Here is a 15285-nt window from a genome sequence, read left to right as displayed (position 1 = left end):
GACCACCCTCATTTCCGCGTCATTTCGCGGGTTTTGGGCAATTACTGGGCGTGTCGCGTCACTTTTGTCACTCCAGTCACATGTTCGGGGGCCTCGGCGGGCGGGAGAGCAGGTCCAGGAAACGGCCTGATCCGGCGTGATCACCTGACCCGGCTCGCGGTGCAGGGACGCGAAAGGGGCGAGGATCCGAAGATCCTCGCCCCTATCGACTGTCTGCTGAGACTTACCAGCTCGACTTGGTGACACCGGGCAGCTCGCCACGGTGTGCCATGTCACGGAAGCGGACACGCGAGATGCCGAACTTCGTGAGGACACCGCGGGGGCGGCCGTCGATGACGTCGCGCGAACGCACGCGAGCCGGCGACGCGTTGCGCGGCAGCTTCTGCAGGCCGACGCGTGCGGCCTCGCGGGCCTCGTCGGTGGCGTTCGGGTCGATCAGGGTCTTCTTCAGCTCGGCGCGACGCTCGGCGTAACGCTCGACGATGACCTTGCGCTGCTCGTTGCGAGCGATCTTGCTCTTCTTAGCCATTGATCAACGCTCCTCTCGGAATTCGACGTGCTGACGGATGACCGGGTCGTACTTCTTGAGCACGAGGCGGTCGGGGGTGTTGCGGCGGTTCTTCTTCGTCACGTACGTGTAACCCGTACCTGCCGTCGAACGCAGCTTGATGATCGGACGGACGTCCTGAGCCTTCTTGGCCATTAGAGCTTCACACCCTTCGCCTGGAGGTCCTTGACCACGTTCTCGATGCCGCGGACGTCGATCACCTTGATGCCCTTGGCGGACACGTTGAGCGTGATCTTACGACCGAGCGAGGGAACGAAATACGTCTTCTTCTGCACGTTCGGGTCGAAGCGGCGCTTCGTCCGGCGGTGCGAGTGCGAGACATTGTGTCCGAAGCCGGGAACAGCTCCGGTCACCTGGCACACTGCTGCCATGATGTGACTCCTTCTATACCGTGAGGCCGGACGGCCCCACCCAAGATCCCTTGTCTGCACACGACCACGACCCGCCGATCTCTCGGCCGCAGAAGGGGAAGCATGCGAACTGCGCACAGGAGTGTGCGCAGACAAAGAGTCAGTTTAGCACGGCCGGCGCCGCGGTTCGCATCGCGCACACGGCACCAGCTCAGGCCGACATCGAGCCGTTCGCGCGACTCGACGCCTCGGCCGCACCGCGTCCCCATCGGAACGGGGAAACCGTGGGATCCGCTTCGATCCAGAAGCGCCACGGGAATGCCGCGGTCCCCGCGACGCCTGCCACTCCGACCCGAGGGCCGCTCACCACGTCGTCGCGCTGCGGCCCCAGCCAGAGTTCCGCCCGCGCCCCGTGCTGCTGGCCTGCCGTGACGGCGTCGATCCCGTCGTGCAGCGGATGTCGCAGGCCCACAGCCTGCCCGAGGCGGCCCGGCCCGCGGGCGAGGTCCCGCAGCGCGATACGCCCGAGCGGAAGGGCGACGCCACGACGCAGGGCTGCAGCCTCCACCCCTGCCACGACCTCACCGGCCCGGAGCAGCACGCCGTCGCCCTGTCCCTCCGGTCCGCACACGACGTTGACGCAGGAGTGGATGCCGTGGCTCAGGTACACGTAGAGACGCCCCGGCTCACCCCACATGGTCGAATTGCGCGCCGTCCGTCCCATGCGGGCGTGCGAGCCGGGGTCGGGGATCTCCCCCGTGCCCTGCCCGTGATAGGCCTCGACCTCGGTGATGCGCAGCCGCACCTCGACCGGGTCCGCCTCCGTCGCTGTGGAGATGAACGTGCGCAGCTCTCCACCCAGCAGGCGCGGAGCGACGTCGACGGCGGAGCCGCTCAGGTCGGTGCGGACGGCGCGGCGCAGAGCCTCCTGCGGCTCTGCACCGCGCACGGGGTCGGGGCCGCCGGTCATCTCAGAATCTCGGGGCCGTCTGGCACCACGAGGCGTCGAAGCCGGTGAGGGCCACGAGCTCCTTGCCCGAGTCCATGTCGATCAGGTGCGTCTCGACGTTCTCGGGAAGCGGCAGCAGCATCCCGTCGTAGGCGTTGTTCGCCAGGTCTGGCGCGACGACGACGGCGGCATACTGACCGCTCGGCGATGCACAGGCCTGGAGGATCGAGTCCGTCGACCCGACCTCGACCAGCGGGGTCGCCGCACCGTCGTCGTCCACCCGCACGACCACCTGTCCGATCGGGAGACCCTCTTCGTCACGCGCGACGACGTGACGCAGTGTGCCGCCGGGGAACGGCGTGATGGAGCTCGCCGTGCCGTAGTCGGGGTCCGAAGCGGCGAGGGGCTGCTCCGAGCCGTCGGCCAGATCGAGTTCGACCACGGCTCCGTCGAGCCGCTCCACGATCGCGGTGTACGTGCCTCGGGAGATCCCCTGGATGGTGGCCGCGAGACCGAGCGACTGCACGCCGGCATCGGTCGAGCGGTCGACGAGCGAGAGCGCTCCGTCGAAGTCGATGAACAGCACGGCCGCGCTGTCGGGAACGAACTGCCACACGAACACGCTCGCCTCGGCACCGGCGACCTCGATGATCTGCGGGTCGTCGTCGCCGCTCAGCGACTGCGTGACGAGGACGCTCGCGCGCCCTTCGGTATCGCTGAGCTCCTTGTCCGAGTAGCTGTAGCCGACGAGGCCGCCGCGCTCGGAGACCTGGATCGCCCCCACGTAGCCGTCACCGGGGAGCTTCAGCTCACGCTGGTTCTTGCCGTCGCGGTCCATCACGAGCAGGCGGGATCCGTCGTCCTCCTCGACCGAGACCACGAGCTGCGTCGATGTCGCACGGAAGTCGTTGATCTTGTCGTGCTCGAACACCGCGACGGCCTTCTCTCCGCTGAGGTCGGTGAGGAAGATCTTGTCCTTGCCCTCGACGTCGCGGCGTAGCAGGAAGATGTTCGACGGCGGCGTCGTGAAGCTCGTGGTCAGCGTCGTCGTCGGGCCGCCTCCGGCACCGACGACATCGGCCACGCGGATCGTGTAGTCGGTCGAATCGTCGAGCGGGACGGTGAATCGCACCCCCACGCCGCGACCGGAGGCATCGACGGTGAACGGCACCGCCGGCTCGACCGTCACCTGCGCGGGGTCGATGTCGGCGAGCGCCTGGTTCGCGGTGAGGATGACGCGGCTGCCTGAGGACTCGATCGCCTGCGCGGCGTTCACCTGCACGTCGCTGATGCGCGGTCCCTGGAGCAGGCTCGCGACACCCAGCCCCGTTCCGACGATGACGAGGACACCCAGCACGGCGGCGAGCGTGACGACGAAGCGACGACGGCTCCCCGGAGTCTGCACGGGCTCCGGCTCTGCCGCGACGCGAGGGGCCGGAGGCGTGTTCGGCTCCGCGGCCTCTGCGCGCTCCCTCTCGACGTCCGGGGCCGCGCCGACGAACACGGGCTCAGTCGCGAGCGGGACGGGCGGAAGGGTGGTCGCCTCCGCGTCTTCTCGGGCTGAAGCCTCGAAGGCTGCCATCTTCCGGGCTGCGGCCTCCTGCTCGGCGACCTCACGGTCGCCCGCCTCGCGCACCGCAGCCTCACGGACGGCAGCTTCACGGAGGACTGCCTCGTCTGCGACGGCATCCGGCTGGTCGGCATACGAGGGATCCGCGGACGCCGTAGCGGCAGACGAGGGATCCGCGGTGTGCGGATCGTGGTCCGGCGCCGCGGCGACGTGTTCGGCGGAGGCGATCACGCGGTCGATCCGCTCCGCCTCCGCTGCCTCGGCGGCTTCTCGCGCCGCACGCATCTCCGCGCGTGTGCGCGGGACGGCGGGCACCTCTGGGCGCTCGTCGTCAGTACTCATAGGGGTCCCCCGGCTCGTCGATCGCGACGACGTCGGTCGGTTCGATGCGGAGCTTCCCATCGGCATCCGCACGCACGGTTCCGGTGATCTCGACCCATTGGCCGGTCGCGTAGTCGTCGGGCTTCACGTCGACGGGGAGGATGGCGGTCTGCGCGTCGATCACGCAGTGCGTGATGACCAGGCGGGTGAGATTGACGCCGTCGTCGGCATCGTCCGGGGTCACGAACCCCGTGAGCTTCACCGGCGCACCGTCATACGCGGCAGTGTTCGTCGCTGCGGCGAACACGCTCGCCCAGTCGCCGACGCCGAACGTCGAGGTGTCGGCGACGCCGAGGGCCACCGTGTCGGCACCGGCGAACAACGCACTCTGCTCTCCCGCGCGCGACATCGCGAGCTCGACGGACAGCGAGGCGGGCGGCAGCACGAGGCCGGCCACCACCACCCCGGAGGCGATGACGCCACCCGTGACGGCGGCGACCCCGGCAAGCGTGCGGCGCGACGAGGGCGCAGTGGCTGGGCGCCCGTCGCCGTCCTCCGGGTCGGCGTGATCCAGGTCGGCGTGATCCCGGGCGGCGCTCTCCGCGCGTGACTTGCGGCGTGTGGGCGCAGGGGCATGCCCGTGATCGTGACCGTGGTCGCTCTCCTCGCCGAGCGGGAGGGTGCACGACCAGATCGCACCGGCCAGGGTGACGACGGCGGCTGTGCACGCGAACCACACCGACTCGGGGCTGATGTAGAGGGTGAGGCGTCCGGTGAGACCGAGACCGAGGGTGACGACCGAGATCACGGCGGCCAGCCCCACACCCAGCCAGCGGGTGCCGAGAGCGCGAACGCGCGCTGCGGTGGGCGAAGACAGCGCCACGCGCTCAGACAGTGCCACGTGCTCAGACAAGGACGTTCACCCCGATCCCGATGGCGAAGGCCGCGGCGAGCACGATGCCGACGATCCCGACGAGCGTGCGGCCCGTGAAGGTCGTGCGCATGAGCGCGAGCATCTTGATGTCGACGAGCGGCCCGACGAGCAGGAAGGCCACGATCGCGCCGGACGAGAACGTCGACGCGAACGACAGCGCGAAAAAGGCGTCGACATTCGAGCAGATGGCCACCGTCATCGCGAGGGCCATCATCGCGACGATCGACAGCACCGGGTTGGAGCCGATCGCCAGCAGCCACTCCCGCGGGATGAGCACCTGCACGGCTCCGGCGAGCGCCGAGCCGATCACGAGCGCGGGCATCACGGCGCGCAGCTCGATGAGGAACTGCGTGAGGCTGCGGCGCACAGGGGTGCCCGGTTCGTGGGTCACCCGATCGCAGGTGTCGACGAAACGCTGCGTGAGCATGCCGTCGGGGTCGGGGTGGCGGCTGTAGATCCAGCCGATCAGGTTGGCGATCAGGTAGCCGCCGACCAGGCGGGCGACGAGGATGCCGCCGTCCCAGCCGAACGCCGCGTGCGTGGTGAGGATCACGATCGGGTTCACGATCGGTGCGGCGATGAGGAATGTCATCGCCTCCGCCGGCGCGAGGCCGCGCATCATGAGTCCACGGGCGAAAGGAACGTTGCCGCACTCGCACACCGGGATCAGCATGCCGAGCAGCGACAGCACCGCACGACGGGCCCACGCGCGTTTCGGCAGCCAGCGGTGGATGACGTCGGCAGGAAGCCAGACCTGCACCACGATCGACAGCAGCACACCGAGGATCACGAACGGCAGGGCTTCGATGAGCACGCTCAGCGCGAGCGTGAGGCCGTCCTGCGCGCGGGTGGGCAGTGAGGCGGGGAACAGCTTCGGCAGGAAGGCATCGATCAGGAACAGGGCGGCGATGATGGCCACGCCGAGGCCGACGCCGATCCATGCCGAACGCGGCGAGGGTGCCGGGCGATGGGAGTGGCCGTGACGGGTCGCCGTTGCTGCCGAGGAGCTCACGCGGACGCGGCCCTCTCGGCATCGCGCTTGTTCGCGCACGGAGTGCACAGTCCGAAGATGTCGACCACGTGCGCGGCCTCGGTGAATCCGTGCAGGGCAGCCGTGCGGTGCGCCCACTGCTCGACGTCCTTGGCCTCGATCTCGACGGTCAGACCGCAGGACCGGCAGATCAGGTGGTGGTGGTGGCCCTGCGTGGTGCATGCCCGGTAGAGCGCCTCACCCTCGGGGCTCTGCAGCGAGTCGGCGTCTCCGGAGGCGGCGAGCCCGGCGAGGGCGCGATAGACCGTGGCCAGGCCGATGCCGGTGTTGTCATCGCGCAGCGAGGCGTGCAGGCTCTGCGCGCTCACGAATCCGCGCGCGTCGGCGAGTGCTTCGCGCACGCGTTCGCGCTGCCAGGTGTTCCGCTGAGCCATAAGAAGAGTCTAGGCCGCGGCGATCAGCGGGGGCTGGGAGTGGATCTCAGGCCTGGACCCGGCGAACCCTGGCACGCGAGCGCTGCACGATCCAGCAGATCACGTAGATCGTGAACGACAGCGTGGTGATGTAGGGACTCACGGGCAGCGTTCCGGCGAGGGCGAGCAGGATGCCGCCGACCGCGGAGACGAACCCGAACAGCGCAGCCAGCAACGGCACCGCGATGGGGCCGGCCGTGACGCGCATCGCGGCGGCGGCCGGCGTGACCAGCAGTGCCATCACGAGGAGCGCGCCGATGATGTGCACGCTCACGGCGACGATCAGGCCGAGCAGCACCATGAACAGCAGACTCACGGCGCGGGTCGGCACCCCGCGGGCGGCGGCCGATTCCGGGTCGAGCGAGTCGAAGCGCAACGGGTTCCACATCACCAGCAGCCCGATGAGCACGACCATGCTGATGCCGATCAGCCACCCGAGGTCGGGGCTCGAGACCGAGACGATCTGCCCCGTCAACAGGCTGAAGCGGTTGGCGCTGCGGCCGTCGTAGAGCGACAGGAACAGGATTCCGAGACCGAGACCGAACGGCATGAGCACACCGACGATCGAGTTGCGGTCCCTGGCCTTGGCCCCGAGCACGCCGATCAGGATCGCGGCGACGAGGGCACCGCCGAGGGATCCGGCCACCACGCTGCCGCCGAAGAGCAGGGCCGCCGCCGCCCCCGCGAAGGAGAGCTCGCTCACGCCGTGCACGGCGAAGGCCAGGTCGCGCTGCATCACGAAGACGCCGATCAGGCCGCCCACGATCCCGAGCACGGCTCCCGCGATGATCGAGTTCGCGAGCAGGGCGACGAGCTCGCCGTAGTCCTGGAAGGAGAAGATGTCATCCCAGCCGACCATGGGCGCGATGGCTGCCGCCGCGTTCATGCCGCTCCCCCGTGCGCGTGATCGCCGTGATCGTGGTGAGGCTCGGCGTCCGGCACGCCCACGACGACCAGACGATCTCCGGCGCGGAGCACGAACACCGGGGTGCCGTAGAGGTCGGTGAGCACGCGGGTCTGCAGCACCTCGTCGGGGGTTCCCAGCAGGAACCGCCCGCCGGCGATGTAGAGGATGCGGTCGACCCGGCCCAGGATCGGGTTGATGTCGTGGGTGACGAACAGCACCGCCGCCTCGCGCTCACGGCGCTGTCGGTCGATGATGTCGGTCACGGCGACCTGGTTGGCGAGGTCGAGGTTCGACAGCGGCTCGTCGCACAGCAGGAGTGCGGGCTCGTCGGCGAGGGCCTGGCCGACCCGGAGCCGCTGCTGTTCGCCGCCCGAGAGCAGTCCGACGCGGCGATCCGCGAAGTGGGAGGCACCGACCGCGTCGAGCAGTCGGTCGACCTTCGCCCGGTCGCCGCGGTGCGGGATGGGAAAGCCGAAGCGGCTGCCCTGCACCCCGAGGGCGACCAGGTCGCGGGCCCGCATGCTCGTGTCGGGGGCGAGATTCCGCTGCTGGGGGATGTACCCGATGCGGGAGTTGCCCCGATGGACGGGTTCACCCGCCACGCGGATCGTCCCGGATGACAGCGGCTGCAGGCCGAGGATGCTGCGCAGGAGCGTGGTCTTGCCCGATCCGGAAGGACCGAGCACGGCGATGAACTCCCCCGGTTCGACCGTGAGATCGAGGCCGGACCACAGCTCGCGATCCCCACGGTGCAGGGACGCGTCGGATATCTGGAGTACCGGCTTCTCGCGCTGAAGGGCGCCGCTCACGGCTGGACGGCGGCGGCGAGGCTCTTGATCGCGTCACTCATCCACTCAGAGTACGACGATCCGTCCTCGAGCAGCTCCGTGAAGGCGACGACCGGAACCCCGGCGTCCTTCGCCGCGGTCTCGACGCGCTGGGTCTCGGACCCACCGGTCTGGGCGTTCGTCAGCAGCGCGGTGACCTGTCCGCTGTCGATCACGTTCAGCGCCTCGAGCAGCACGGCGGGCGCGACGTCAGTGCCCTCTTCGACCGACTCGGCGAAGCCCTCCGGGGTGACGTCGGTGAATCCGGCGGCGGCCGCGAGGTAGCCGGGCAGCGGTTCTGTGATGAAGACGTTGACGTTCGGCGCCTCCGCCTTGAGGGTCGCGAGCTCGGTCTCGAAGCCCTCGAGGTCGGCGGTGAGCGTGGCGGCGTTGGCGGCGAACTCCTTCGCGCCGTCGGGGTCGAGCTCGGTCAGTTCATCGGCGATGGCCTCGACGACATGGATCATCGTGTGCGGGTCGAACCACACGTGCTCGTTGAAGCCCTCGATGTGGTCGTGCCCCTCGTGGCCGTCCTCGCCCTCGGCGTGTTCGTGATCGTGGGCGTCCTCTTCAGGAGCTGTGCTCTCCTCGGGCGCCTCGGTGGCCGTCTCATCGGCGTGATCGTGGTCGGCCTCGTCCGTGTGTCCCTCGTCGTCGTGCCCCTCGTTGCCGGGGAAGTCGTGCGAGTACTCGACGGCCGTCACCACGTGCGGATCCTTCGCATCCTGCAGCAGCGTGTCGATGAAGGCGTCGTACCCGCCGCCGTTCTCGATCACGAGGTCGGCCTTCTGCACGGTCAGCCGGTCGCGGGCGCTCGCCTCGTAGGAGTGCGGATCCTGCGACGCCGACGTGATGATCGACTGCACGTCGACGCGGTCTCCACCGATGGTCGACGCGATGTCTCCGTAGACGTTCGTGCTCGCCACGACCGTGATGGTGCCGTCGTCGCCCTCTCCCGCCGAGGGGGTCGAGCATCCGGCCAGCGTGAGTGCGGCGACGGATGCGAGGGCGAGGGCGACGACGGGCTTCTTCATGCTCTCACTCTAAACGCTAATGAGAACCATTATCAAATCGTCACGGCCGCTCGGTCACCCACGGCCGAAACGGAGACGACCCGACGTTCGCGCGGCGTGTCAGTGCTCGACACCCCGCGCGGGGTGCGGATCATCTCCGTTTCGGCAAAGGTGCGGAAGCTCAGCCGAGCAGACCGGCCGGTGCGATCCAGGCCGTGGCCTCCCCGGGGAGCGCAGAGCCGTCGAGCGGGGCGCTCGCGAGCACGACATCCGCGGCCGCATCCCCGAGGTCGAACGGCTCCGTGCCGAAGTTCGACACGACCTGCCATCCGTTCGGCCGGGTGAAGCGCAGCACGTCGGCACGTCCGGTGTCGATCCACTCCAGGGTCTCCCCGGTCTGCAGCAGGTGTCGGAGGCGCAGGGCCTCGCGGTACAGCGACAGCGTCGACGCCGGATCGGCGGCCTCCACGTCGACCGCGTACTCCGCGAACCACTCGGGCTGCGGCAGGTGCGCGCCCTCGGCGCCGAAGCCGTACGAGGAGCCGGCCGCCGTCCAGGGAAGGGGCACACGGCATCCGTCACGGCCGAGCCCGTCGAACTCCGCACCGCGGAAGAACCCGGGGTCCTGACGCTGTTCCGGCGTGATCTGCGCCACTTCGTGCAGGCCGAGCTCTTCGCCCTGATAGAGGTACGTGCTGCCGGGAAGGCCGAGCAGCAGCAGGGTCGCGGCGTGGGCCCTGCGGAGTCCGCCCTCGCGGTCGAGGCCGTCCGCCGGACCGCCGGCCTTGACCCACTCCGTGCCCTGCTTGACCGGTCGTCCGTTCAGGGCAGGGAGGCCGTAGCGCGTGGCATGACGGGTGACGTCGTGGTTCGACAGCACCCAGGTGGTCGACGATCCGGTCTCCTGCGCCTGCTGCAGGTTGTCGGCGATGATGCTCCGGAACTGCCGCGCGTCGAAGTCGGCCACGAGCAGGTCGAAGTTGAACGCCTGGCCGAGTCCTTCCGCCGAGGCGTACTTCGCACGGCGCTCCGGGGTGTCCACCCACGCCTCGGCCACGGCCGTGCGCGGCGGGTCGTACTCGTTGAAGACCGAGCGCCACTCGGCATAGATCTCGTGCACGTCGTCGCGGTCGACCATCGGGTGCGTGCCCGAGGTGCGGTCCATCGCGTCGAGCTCGGCGCGCGAGGGAAGCGGCTCGCTGAGGTCCTTCGTGAGCATGTGGGCGACGTCGATGCGGAACCCGTCCACGCCGCGGTCCGACCAGAAGCGCAGGGTCTTCAGGAAGTCGGCGCGCACCTCGGGGTGGTCCCAGTTCAGGTCGGGCTGCTCCACGGCGAAGTTGTGCAGGTACCACTGCCCGTCCGCCACGCGCTCCCACGCGCTGCCGCCGAACACGGATTCCCAGTCGGTCGGCGGCTCGGAGCCGTCGGGACCGGTGCCCTCACGGAAGATGTAGCGCTCGCGCGCGGCCGACCCGCGTCCGGCGGCGAGCGCCTCCTGGAACCACTCGTGCTGGTCGGAGGAGTGGTTCGGGACGATGTCGACGATCACGCGGATGCCGCGGGAGTGCAGCGCCTCGACCATGTCGTCGAAGTCGTCGAGCGTGCCGAGCCGCGGGTCGACGTCGCGGTAGTCGGCCACGTCGTATCCGCCGTCGGCGAGTGCGGACGGGTAGAACGGGCTGAGCCATACCGCATCGATGCCGAGGCCCTGGAGGTAGTCGGCCCGGGAGACGATGCCGGGGATGTCGCCGATGCCGTCGCCGTTCGCATCGGCGAAGCTGCGCGGGTAGATCTGGTAGACGGCGGCCTGACGCCACCAGGCGGCGTCTTCGGCGGTGCGGGTCTCGACGAGAAGCGCGTCGGTCATGAGGGGAGAACTCCTTCTCTCTTGCGGTGGTCGTGCGGTGTCAGCCCTTGACGGCGCCCTGCGTGACGCCCTCCATGACCCACCGTTGCGTGAACAGGTAGGCCACGATCGCGGGGGCCATCGCCATCAGGTACGAGGCGAAGGCGACGTTGTAGTTGTTGCTGAACTGGTTCTGGAAGAGGTTCTGCCGAACGGGGAGCGTCTGCAGCGCGGGGTCGGCGATGATGAGCGACGGCATCATGAAGTCGTTCCAGGCGTACAGGAACGCGAAGATGCCGACGGTCGCGCTCATCGGGGCGAGCAGCGGGAAGATCAGCTTCCAGAAGGTCTGCCAGGTGGTCGCTCCGTCGATGCGCGCGCTCTCCTCCAGCTCGATCGGGATCGACCGCAGGAACGCCGTGAACAGCAGCACGCTGAAGCTCAGCTGGAACATGGTGGCGAGGATGATCACGCCGAACGGGTTGTCGAGTCCGACGCGTCCGGTGAGCTGGATCTGCGGCAGGGCCACGACCGGGAACGGGATGAACATCGCCGCGAGCAGGTAGAAGAACGAGTAGCGGAACAGCCGTCGGTCCCAGTTGCGCACGATGGCGTAGGAGGCGAAGGCCGCCAGCACGATGGTCGCGATCACGGTGCCCGCCGTGACGAGCAGGGAGATGCCCGCGCCGACCGGGAACTTCGTGAGCGTCCAGGCTTCGACGAAGCCGTCGATGCTGAACGGCGCCGGGAGAGAGAAGGCGTTGCCGTCGACCGCCTGTCCTGTGGTCTTGAATGCCATCGAGATGGTCACGTACAGCGGAAGGAGCACGGTGACGGCGCACAGGATCAGGATGATCGTGCCCGACCAGTTCACGCGCTCCATGCGGATGCGCGGCTTCTTCCCTGAGGTGGGGATCGTGGTGAGTGTCTGCGTCGACATCAGAGTGCGTTCCTTCCGCGCGTCAGCGACAGCTGGAGGAGGGAGATGAGCACGGCGACGATGAAGAAGATGGTCGCGTTGGCCATCTGGTAGGCGTAGTCGCCGCCGTTGAAGCCCGCGATGATCGTCATCGCGACGCTGCGGGTCGATGTGCCCGGCCCGCCGTTGGTGAGACCGACGATGATGTCGTAGGCGTTCAGGAAGCCCTTGAACCCGAGGATCACGTTGATCACCACGTATCCCGCGACGAGCGGCAACGTGATGCGGGTGAGCTGCTGCGTCTTGCTGGCGCCATCGATGCTCGCCGCCTCGTACACCTCGCCGGGGACAGAGAGCAGGCCGGCGATGTAGATGAGCAGGGTGCCGGGCACGGCCTGCCAGGCGGTGACGATGACGATCGCGATCCAGGCGAGGTCGGGGTTGGCCAGCAGGCTGGTCTCGAGCCACGGGATGCCCGCTGCTGCTCCCGCCGCCGGGATCGAGTTGGAGAACAGGAAGTTGAAGACGTAGGCGATGATGATGCCCGAGATCACCATCGGGATCACGAAGATGGTGCGCAGGCCCGTCTTAAAGCGGATGCGCGAGGTGAGTCCGACCGCGAGCAGGAAGGCGATCACGTTCACGACGATCACCGTGGCGATCGAGAAACCGAACGTGAACAGGTAGCTCTGCAGGATCGAGGGATCGCTGAACAGCGCGATGTAGTTGGTCAGTCCGTTGAAGCTCCACTCCCCGATGCCGATCGAGTCGGTGAAGCTGAAGAAGATGCCGATGACCCCCGGCACCGTGATCGCGAGGGTGAAGATCACGAGCGTCGGCAGCAGGAACAGGTAGTAGATCGGCTCGACGCGGCGCGTGTGGCGTCGCAGCTTCCGGTCGCCACCCGTGACGATGACGGTCGTGCTGTCGGAAGCAGAGGGAGTTGTCGTGGTGCTCATGATGCGCCCTCCTCGCCGGCGGCGTTGTCCTGGGTCGACGGGATCGGCGCCCGGAAGGCGATGCGTGCCCAGTCGGCGTCCATGGTGCGCAGGATCGAGGTCGGAGAAGCCCCGAGTACCATCGCCTGCGCGTAGTTCATCATCGGAAGCGTCTTGGGCACGAGCACGGACGGGCCCTGATAGATCTGCCCGTTGTCGTAGTACTCGACCATCCCCTCGACCCGGGGGTCGTCGGGGGCGGAAGCGCCCTTCGTGGGCGTGAAGCCGAGCTGCGAGGCGTTGTACTCCTCGATGTTCTGCGGCTCGTAGAGGAACTCGAGGAAGTCGCGGGCGGCCGCCTGATGGCGCGACCCCTCGGGGATCATCGCGGCGAGGTCCATGTTCACGCGCACCCCGAGGTCGGCCGGGTCGTTCGTCATCGGCAGCGGGAAGGTGCCCAGCTGCAGGTCGGGTGCGGTCTTCGCGATCTCGCTGAAGGCCCACGGACCCTGCAGGTACATCGCGGCCTCGCCCTTGCCGAAGGCCAGGTTGCCGTCGCCGTAGCCACGGCTCGGGGCATCCGCGTTGGTGTAGTCGTTCGCGAGCTGCAGCATCTTGTCCATCGGCTCGGCGAAGTCCTTCGAGAACGAGGCCTCGGAGTCGGGGCCCACGTCCGCCCCCTCGGCCGCGAGTGCATCGAAGAAGTCGATCACGTCGACGGAGCCGCCCGCTGTGTAGTCGTACCACCCCTGGCCCACGGTCCAGTCGTCCTTGAAGGTGCCGTAGAACGGGTCGATGCCGGCGGCCTTCAGCTGCTCGCACACCGCAAGCAGCTCGTCCCACGTCGTCGGCACCTCGAGGCCCTGAGCGTCGAAGATCTCCTTGTTGTAGATGACGGAGGCGGCCATCACCGAGTACGGCAGGGCGCTGGTGCGGCCCTCGCAGGAGCCGTACTGGTCCATGAGCGGCTGCAGGTCATCGCGGATGCCCGCAGCGGCGTCGGTCTCGGAGAGATCGGTGAGCGCGCACCGCTGCACGAAACGGGCGATCTCGTAGTTGTAGTTGGCGAGCATGACGTCTGGCGGGTTGCCCCGCACGAAGCTCGCCGAGACGACGTCGACGCCCGAGGTGTCGATCTCGACCTTCACGTCGCTCTGCGAGGAGTTGTACTCGGCGACGAGGGCGGTCATGAACTCGATCGCCTCGCGCTTGCTGAAGGTGAAGCGGATGGTCTCCGCTCCCGAGCCGGGGGCGCATCCCGCGAGCGCCGTGCCGACCAGGGTGACCCCCAGGGCCGCGGCCACCGCTCGCGCCGCGCGTGTTCGTGTGCCAGACACCGTCGTCCTTCCATCCTGTAGATCCGTGCACTAAATCTAGTGAGCGAATTTACTCTGTCGAACGGTACTCTCTCATTGGACGAGAGGAAGGTCAAGCGCCGTGGCAGATGTCTCCGCAGGCTTGGGCACCGGTCGAGCGAGCGTGAGCGCCGTGCTCGACTTCGCCTGGACGGCTGGCGAGTTCACCGCGTCCGAGGCCATGGCCGGCACCTCGCTGACCCGCTCGACCGCCATCGACGCGATCGACACCCTGGTCGGCGCGGAGATCCTCCGTGAACTCCCCAACGCCCGCGCCGCCGGCACCTACCGCGCAGGGCGACCCTCTCGCCGCTTCGTGCTGCCCGCCGACCTGGGCGTCGTGATCGGCGTCGATGCGGGCGACACCCACCTCGCCGTGACCGTGGCCGACCTGCTCGACGAGACGCTCGTGCACCACCGGGTGGAGTTCGATCCGACGCAGACGGTCTCCGAGCGGCGCGCGACGATCCTCGGGCGCCTCGGCGATGCGCTCACCGAAGCCGGGGTCGCGCGCGAGCAGGTGCTCGCCGTGTGCGTAGGTGTCGCGGCACCGGTAAACCGCGACGGCATCTCGCCCCCGCACCCGGAAGGCTTCTGGGAGCGCACGAACCCCGGGCTCGCCGAGGCACTGGAGGGCTGGGCACCCGTCGTGCAGATCAAGAACGACGCCCAGCTCGCCGCGATCGCCGAAGGGGCCGAGGGAGCCGCGATCGGATGCCGCGACTACGTCGCCCTGCTCGCGAGCGAGCGCTTCGGCGGCGGCGTGGTGGTCGACGGGCACGTGCTGCACGGCGCGCACGGCGGTGTCGGCGAGGGCGTCGTGTTCGACCACATCGTGGGTGTCGGCTCGGCGTTCGGCCTGCGCTATGCCGTACAGGACCAGGTGCGCGCGGCAGTCGACTCCGGTGAGATCTCTCACGACAGCGCCGTCGGACGCCTCGTCGGCACACGTCGCATCGACCCTCGACTCGTGCTGACCCTCGCCGCGTCGGGCGACCGGGACGCGGTGCTGATCACCTCCCGCGTCGGGGCCACCGTGGCCCGCGTCGTCGGTGTGCTCGGCAGCATGTACGACCCGGCTCGCGTCATCGTGTGCGGAGCGGTCGCCGAGAGCATCGAGCCCGTGCTGACCGCGGCCCGCCGCATCCTCCCCCAGGAGCTGCACCTGCCCGCTCCGGAGATCCTCGCGTCGACACTCGGCGCGGAGGTCGTCTCACGCGGGGCCGTGGCGACCGCCCGACGCGCGGCCAGGGAGCACGCGGTGCCGCGGTTGGCGGAGGAACGTCTGCGCCAAAGTGCGTGATCGGGCGGTCACGTGCGT

At 68.8% G+C, this 15285-nt stretch carries 16 protein-coding genes; 1 reads left to right on the top strand and 15 read right to left on the bottom strand.

Going from position 1 to position 15285, the window contains the following annotated elements; all coding sequences use genetic code 11:
- Positions 1-223: 223 nt before the first annotated feature.
- The 15 genes from rpsN to MOX01_RS02470 form a co-directional block, all read right to left on the bottom strand.
- Entirely contained in the window at positions 224-529 is a 306-nt protein-coding gene (gene rpsN, locus MOX01_RS02540) for a 30S ribosomal protein S14 (RefSeq protein ID WP_017203557.1), read from the bottom strand.
- A 3-nt stretch (positions 530-532) separates the two neighbouring features.
- Positions 533-703, bottom strand: coding sequence for a 50S ribosomal protein L33 (rpmG, locus tag MOX01_RS02535; RefSeq protein ID WP_017203558.1), 171 nt, complete (start codon positions 701-703; stop codon positions 533-535).
- Positions 703-939 (bottom strand): 50S ribosomal protein L28, encoded by a 237-nt coding sequence (rpmB, locus tag MOX01_RS02530; protein WP_017203559.1) that lies wholly within the window; start codon positions 937-939, stop codon positions 703-705. Before rpmB ends, rpmG begins: the two co-directional genes overlap by 1 nt.
- Positions 940-1129: 190 nt before the next feature.
- The gene (locus MOX01_RS02525; RefSeq protein ID WP_141368235.1) at positions 1130-1888 is read right to left on the bottom strand and encodes a DNA-3-methyladenine glycosylase; all 759 of its coding nucleotides are present in this window, start codon (positions 1886-1888) and stop codon (positions 1130-1132) included.
- 1 nt (position 1889) lies between these two features.
- Complete coding sequence (locus MOX01_RS02520; protein WP_230977781.1) at positions 1890-3779, bottom strand: hypothetical protein; 1890 nt, start codon at positions 3777-3779, stop codon at positions 1890-1892.
- Complete coding sequence (locus tag MOX01_RS02515) at positions 3769-4659, bottom strand: TIGR03943 family putative permease subunit (protein ID WP_230977779.1); 891 nt, start codon at positions 4657-4659, stop codon at positions 3769-3771. Before MOX01_RS02515 ends, MOX01_RS02520 begins: the two co-directional genes overlap by 11 nt.
- Positions 4660-4663: 4 nt before the next feature.
- Positions 4664-5704, bottom strand: coding sequence for a permease (locus MOX01_RS02510; protein WP_141368234.1), 1041 nt, complete (start codon positions 5702-5704; stop codon positions 4664-4666).
- A complete protein-coding gene (locus MOX01_RS02505; protein ID WP_045263847.1) occupies positions 5701-6117 on the bottom strand; it encodes a Fur family transcriptional regulator in 417 nt (138 codons plus the stop codon). The genes MOX01_RS02510 and MOX01_RS02505 overlap by 4 nt, the downstream gene beginning before the upstream one ends.
- Positions 6118-6163: 46 nt before the next feature.
- Positions 6164-7042 (bottom strand): metal ABC transporter permease, encoded by an 879-nt coding sequence (locus tag MOX01_RS02500; protein ID WP_371861830.1) that lies wholly within the window; start codon positions 7040-7042, stop codon positions 6164-6166.
- Complete coding sequence (locus MOX01_RS02495) at positions 7039-7872, bottom strand: metal ABC transporter ATP-binding protein (protein WP_058632986.1); 834 nt, start codon at positions 7870-7872, stop codon at positions 7039-7041. Before MOX01_RS02495 ends, MOX01_RS02500 begins: the two co-directional genes overlap by 4 nt.
- On the bottom strand, positions 7869-8924 hold the full coding sequence (locus tag MOX01_RS02490) for a metal ABC transporter solute-binding protein, Zn/Mn family (RefSeq protein WP_141368233.1): 1056 nt from the start codon (positions 8922-8924) through the stop codon (positions 7869-7871). The genes MOX01_RS02495 and MOX01_RS02490 overlap by 4 nt, the downstream gene beginning before the upstream one ends.
- Before the next feature lie 160 nt (positions 8925-9084).
- On the bottom strand, positions 9085-10773 hold the full coding sequence (locus MOX01_RS02485) for a glycoside hydrolase family 13 protein (RefSeq protein ID WP_141368232.1): 1689 nt from the start codon (positions 10771-10773) through the stop codon (positions 9085-9087).
- A 40-nt stretch (positions 10774-10813) separates the two neighbouring features.
- The gene (locus MOX01_RS02480; RefSeq protein ID WP_046748628.1) at positions 10814-11692 is read right to left on the bottom strand and encodes a carbohydrate ABC transporter permease; all 879 of its coding nucleotides are present in this window, start codon (positions 11690-11692) and stop codon (positions 10814-10816) included.
- Positions 11692-12630: a carbohydrate ABC transporter permease gene (locus tag MOX01_RS02475; RefSeq protein ID WP_058632982.1), complete on the bottom strand. Its 939-nt coding sequence runs from the start codon at positions 12628-12630 to the stop codon at positions 11692-11694. The genes MOX01_RS02480 and MOX01_RS02475 overlap by 1 nt, the downstream gene beginning before the upstream one ends.
- Entirely contained in the window at positions 12627-13946 is a 1320-nt protein-coding gene (locus MOX01_RS02470; RefSeq protein WP_141368231.1) for an ABC transporter substrate-binding protein, read from the bottom strand. The genes MOX01_RS02475 and MOX01_RS02470 overlap by 4 nt, the downstream gene beginning before the upstream one ends.
- A 100-nt stretch (positions 13947-14046) precedes the next feature.
- On the opposite strand from MOX01_RS02470, the gene MOX01_RS02465 reads away from it, so the two are divergent.
- Positions 14047-15267 carry an ROK family protein gene (locus MOX01_RS02465; protein WP_061016357.1) on the top strand — a complete coding sequence of 407 codons (1221 nt, stop codon included), beginning with the start codon at positions 14047-14049 and terminating at the stop codon, positions 15265-15267.
- The last annotated feature ends 18 nt before the right edge of the window (positions 15268-15285 follow it).

The sequence above is a fragment of the Microbacterium oxydans genome, from assembly GCF_006540085.1.
GTDB lineage: Bacteria > Actinomycetota > Actinomycetes > Actinomycetales > Microbacteriaceae > Microbacterium > Microbacterium oxydans.
This window is presented reverse-complemented; position numbering and strand designations above follow the sequence as displayed.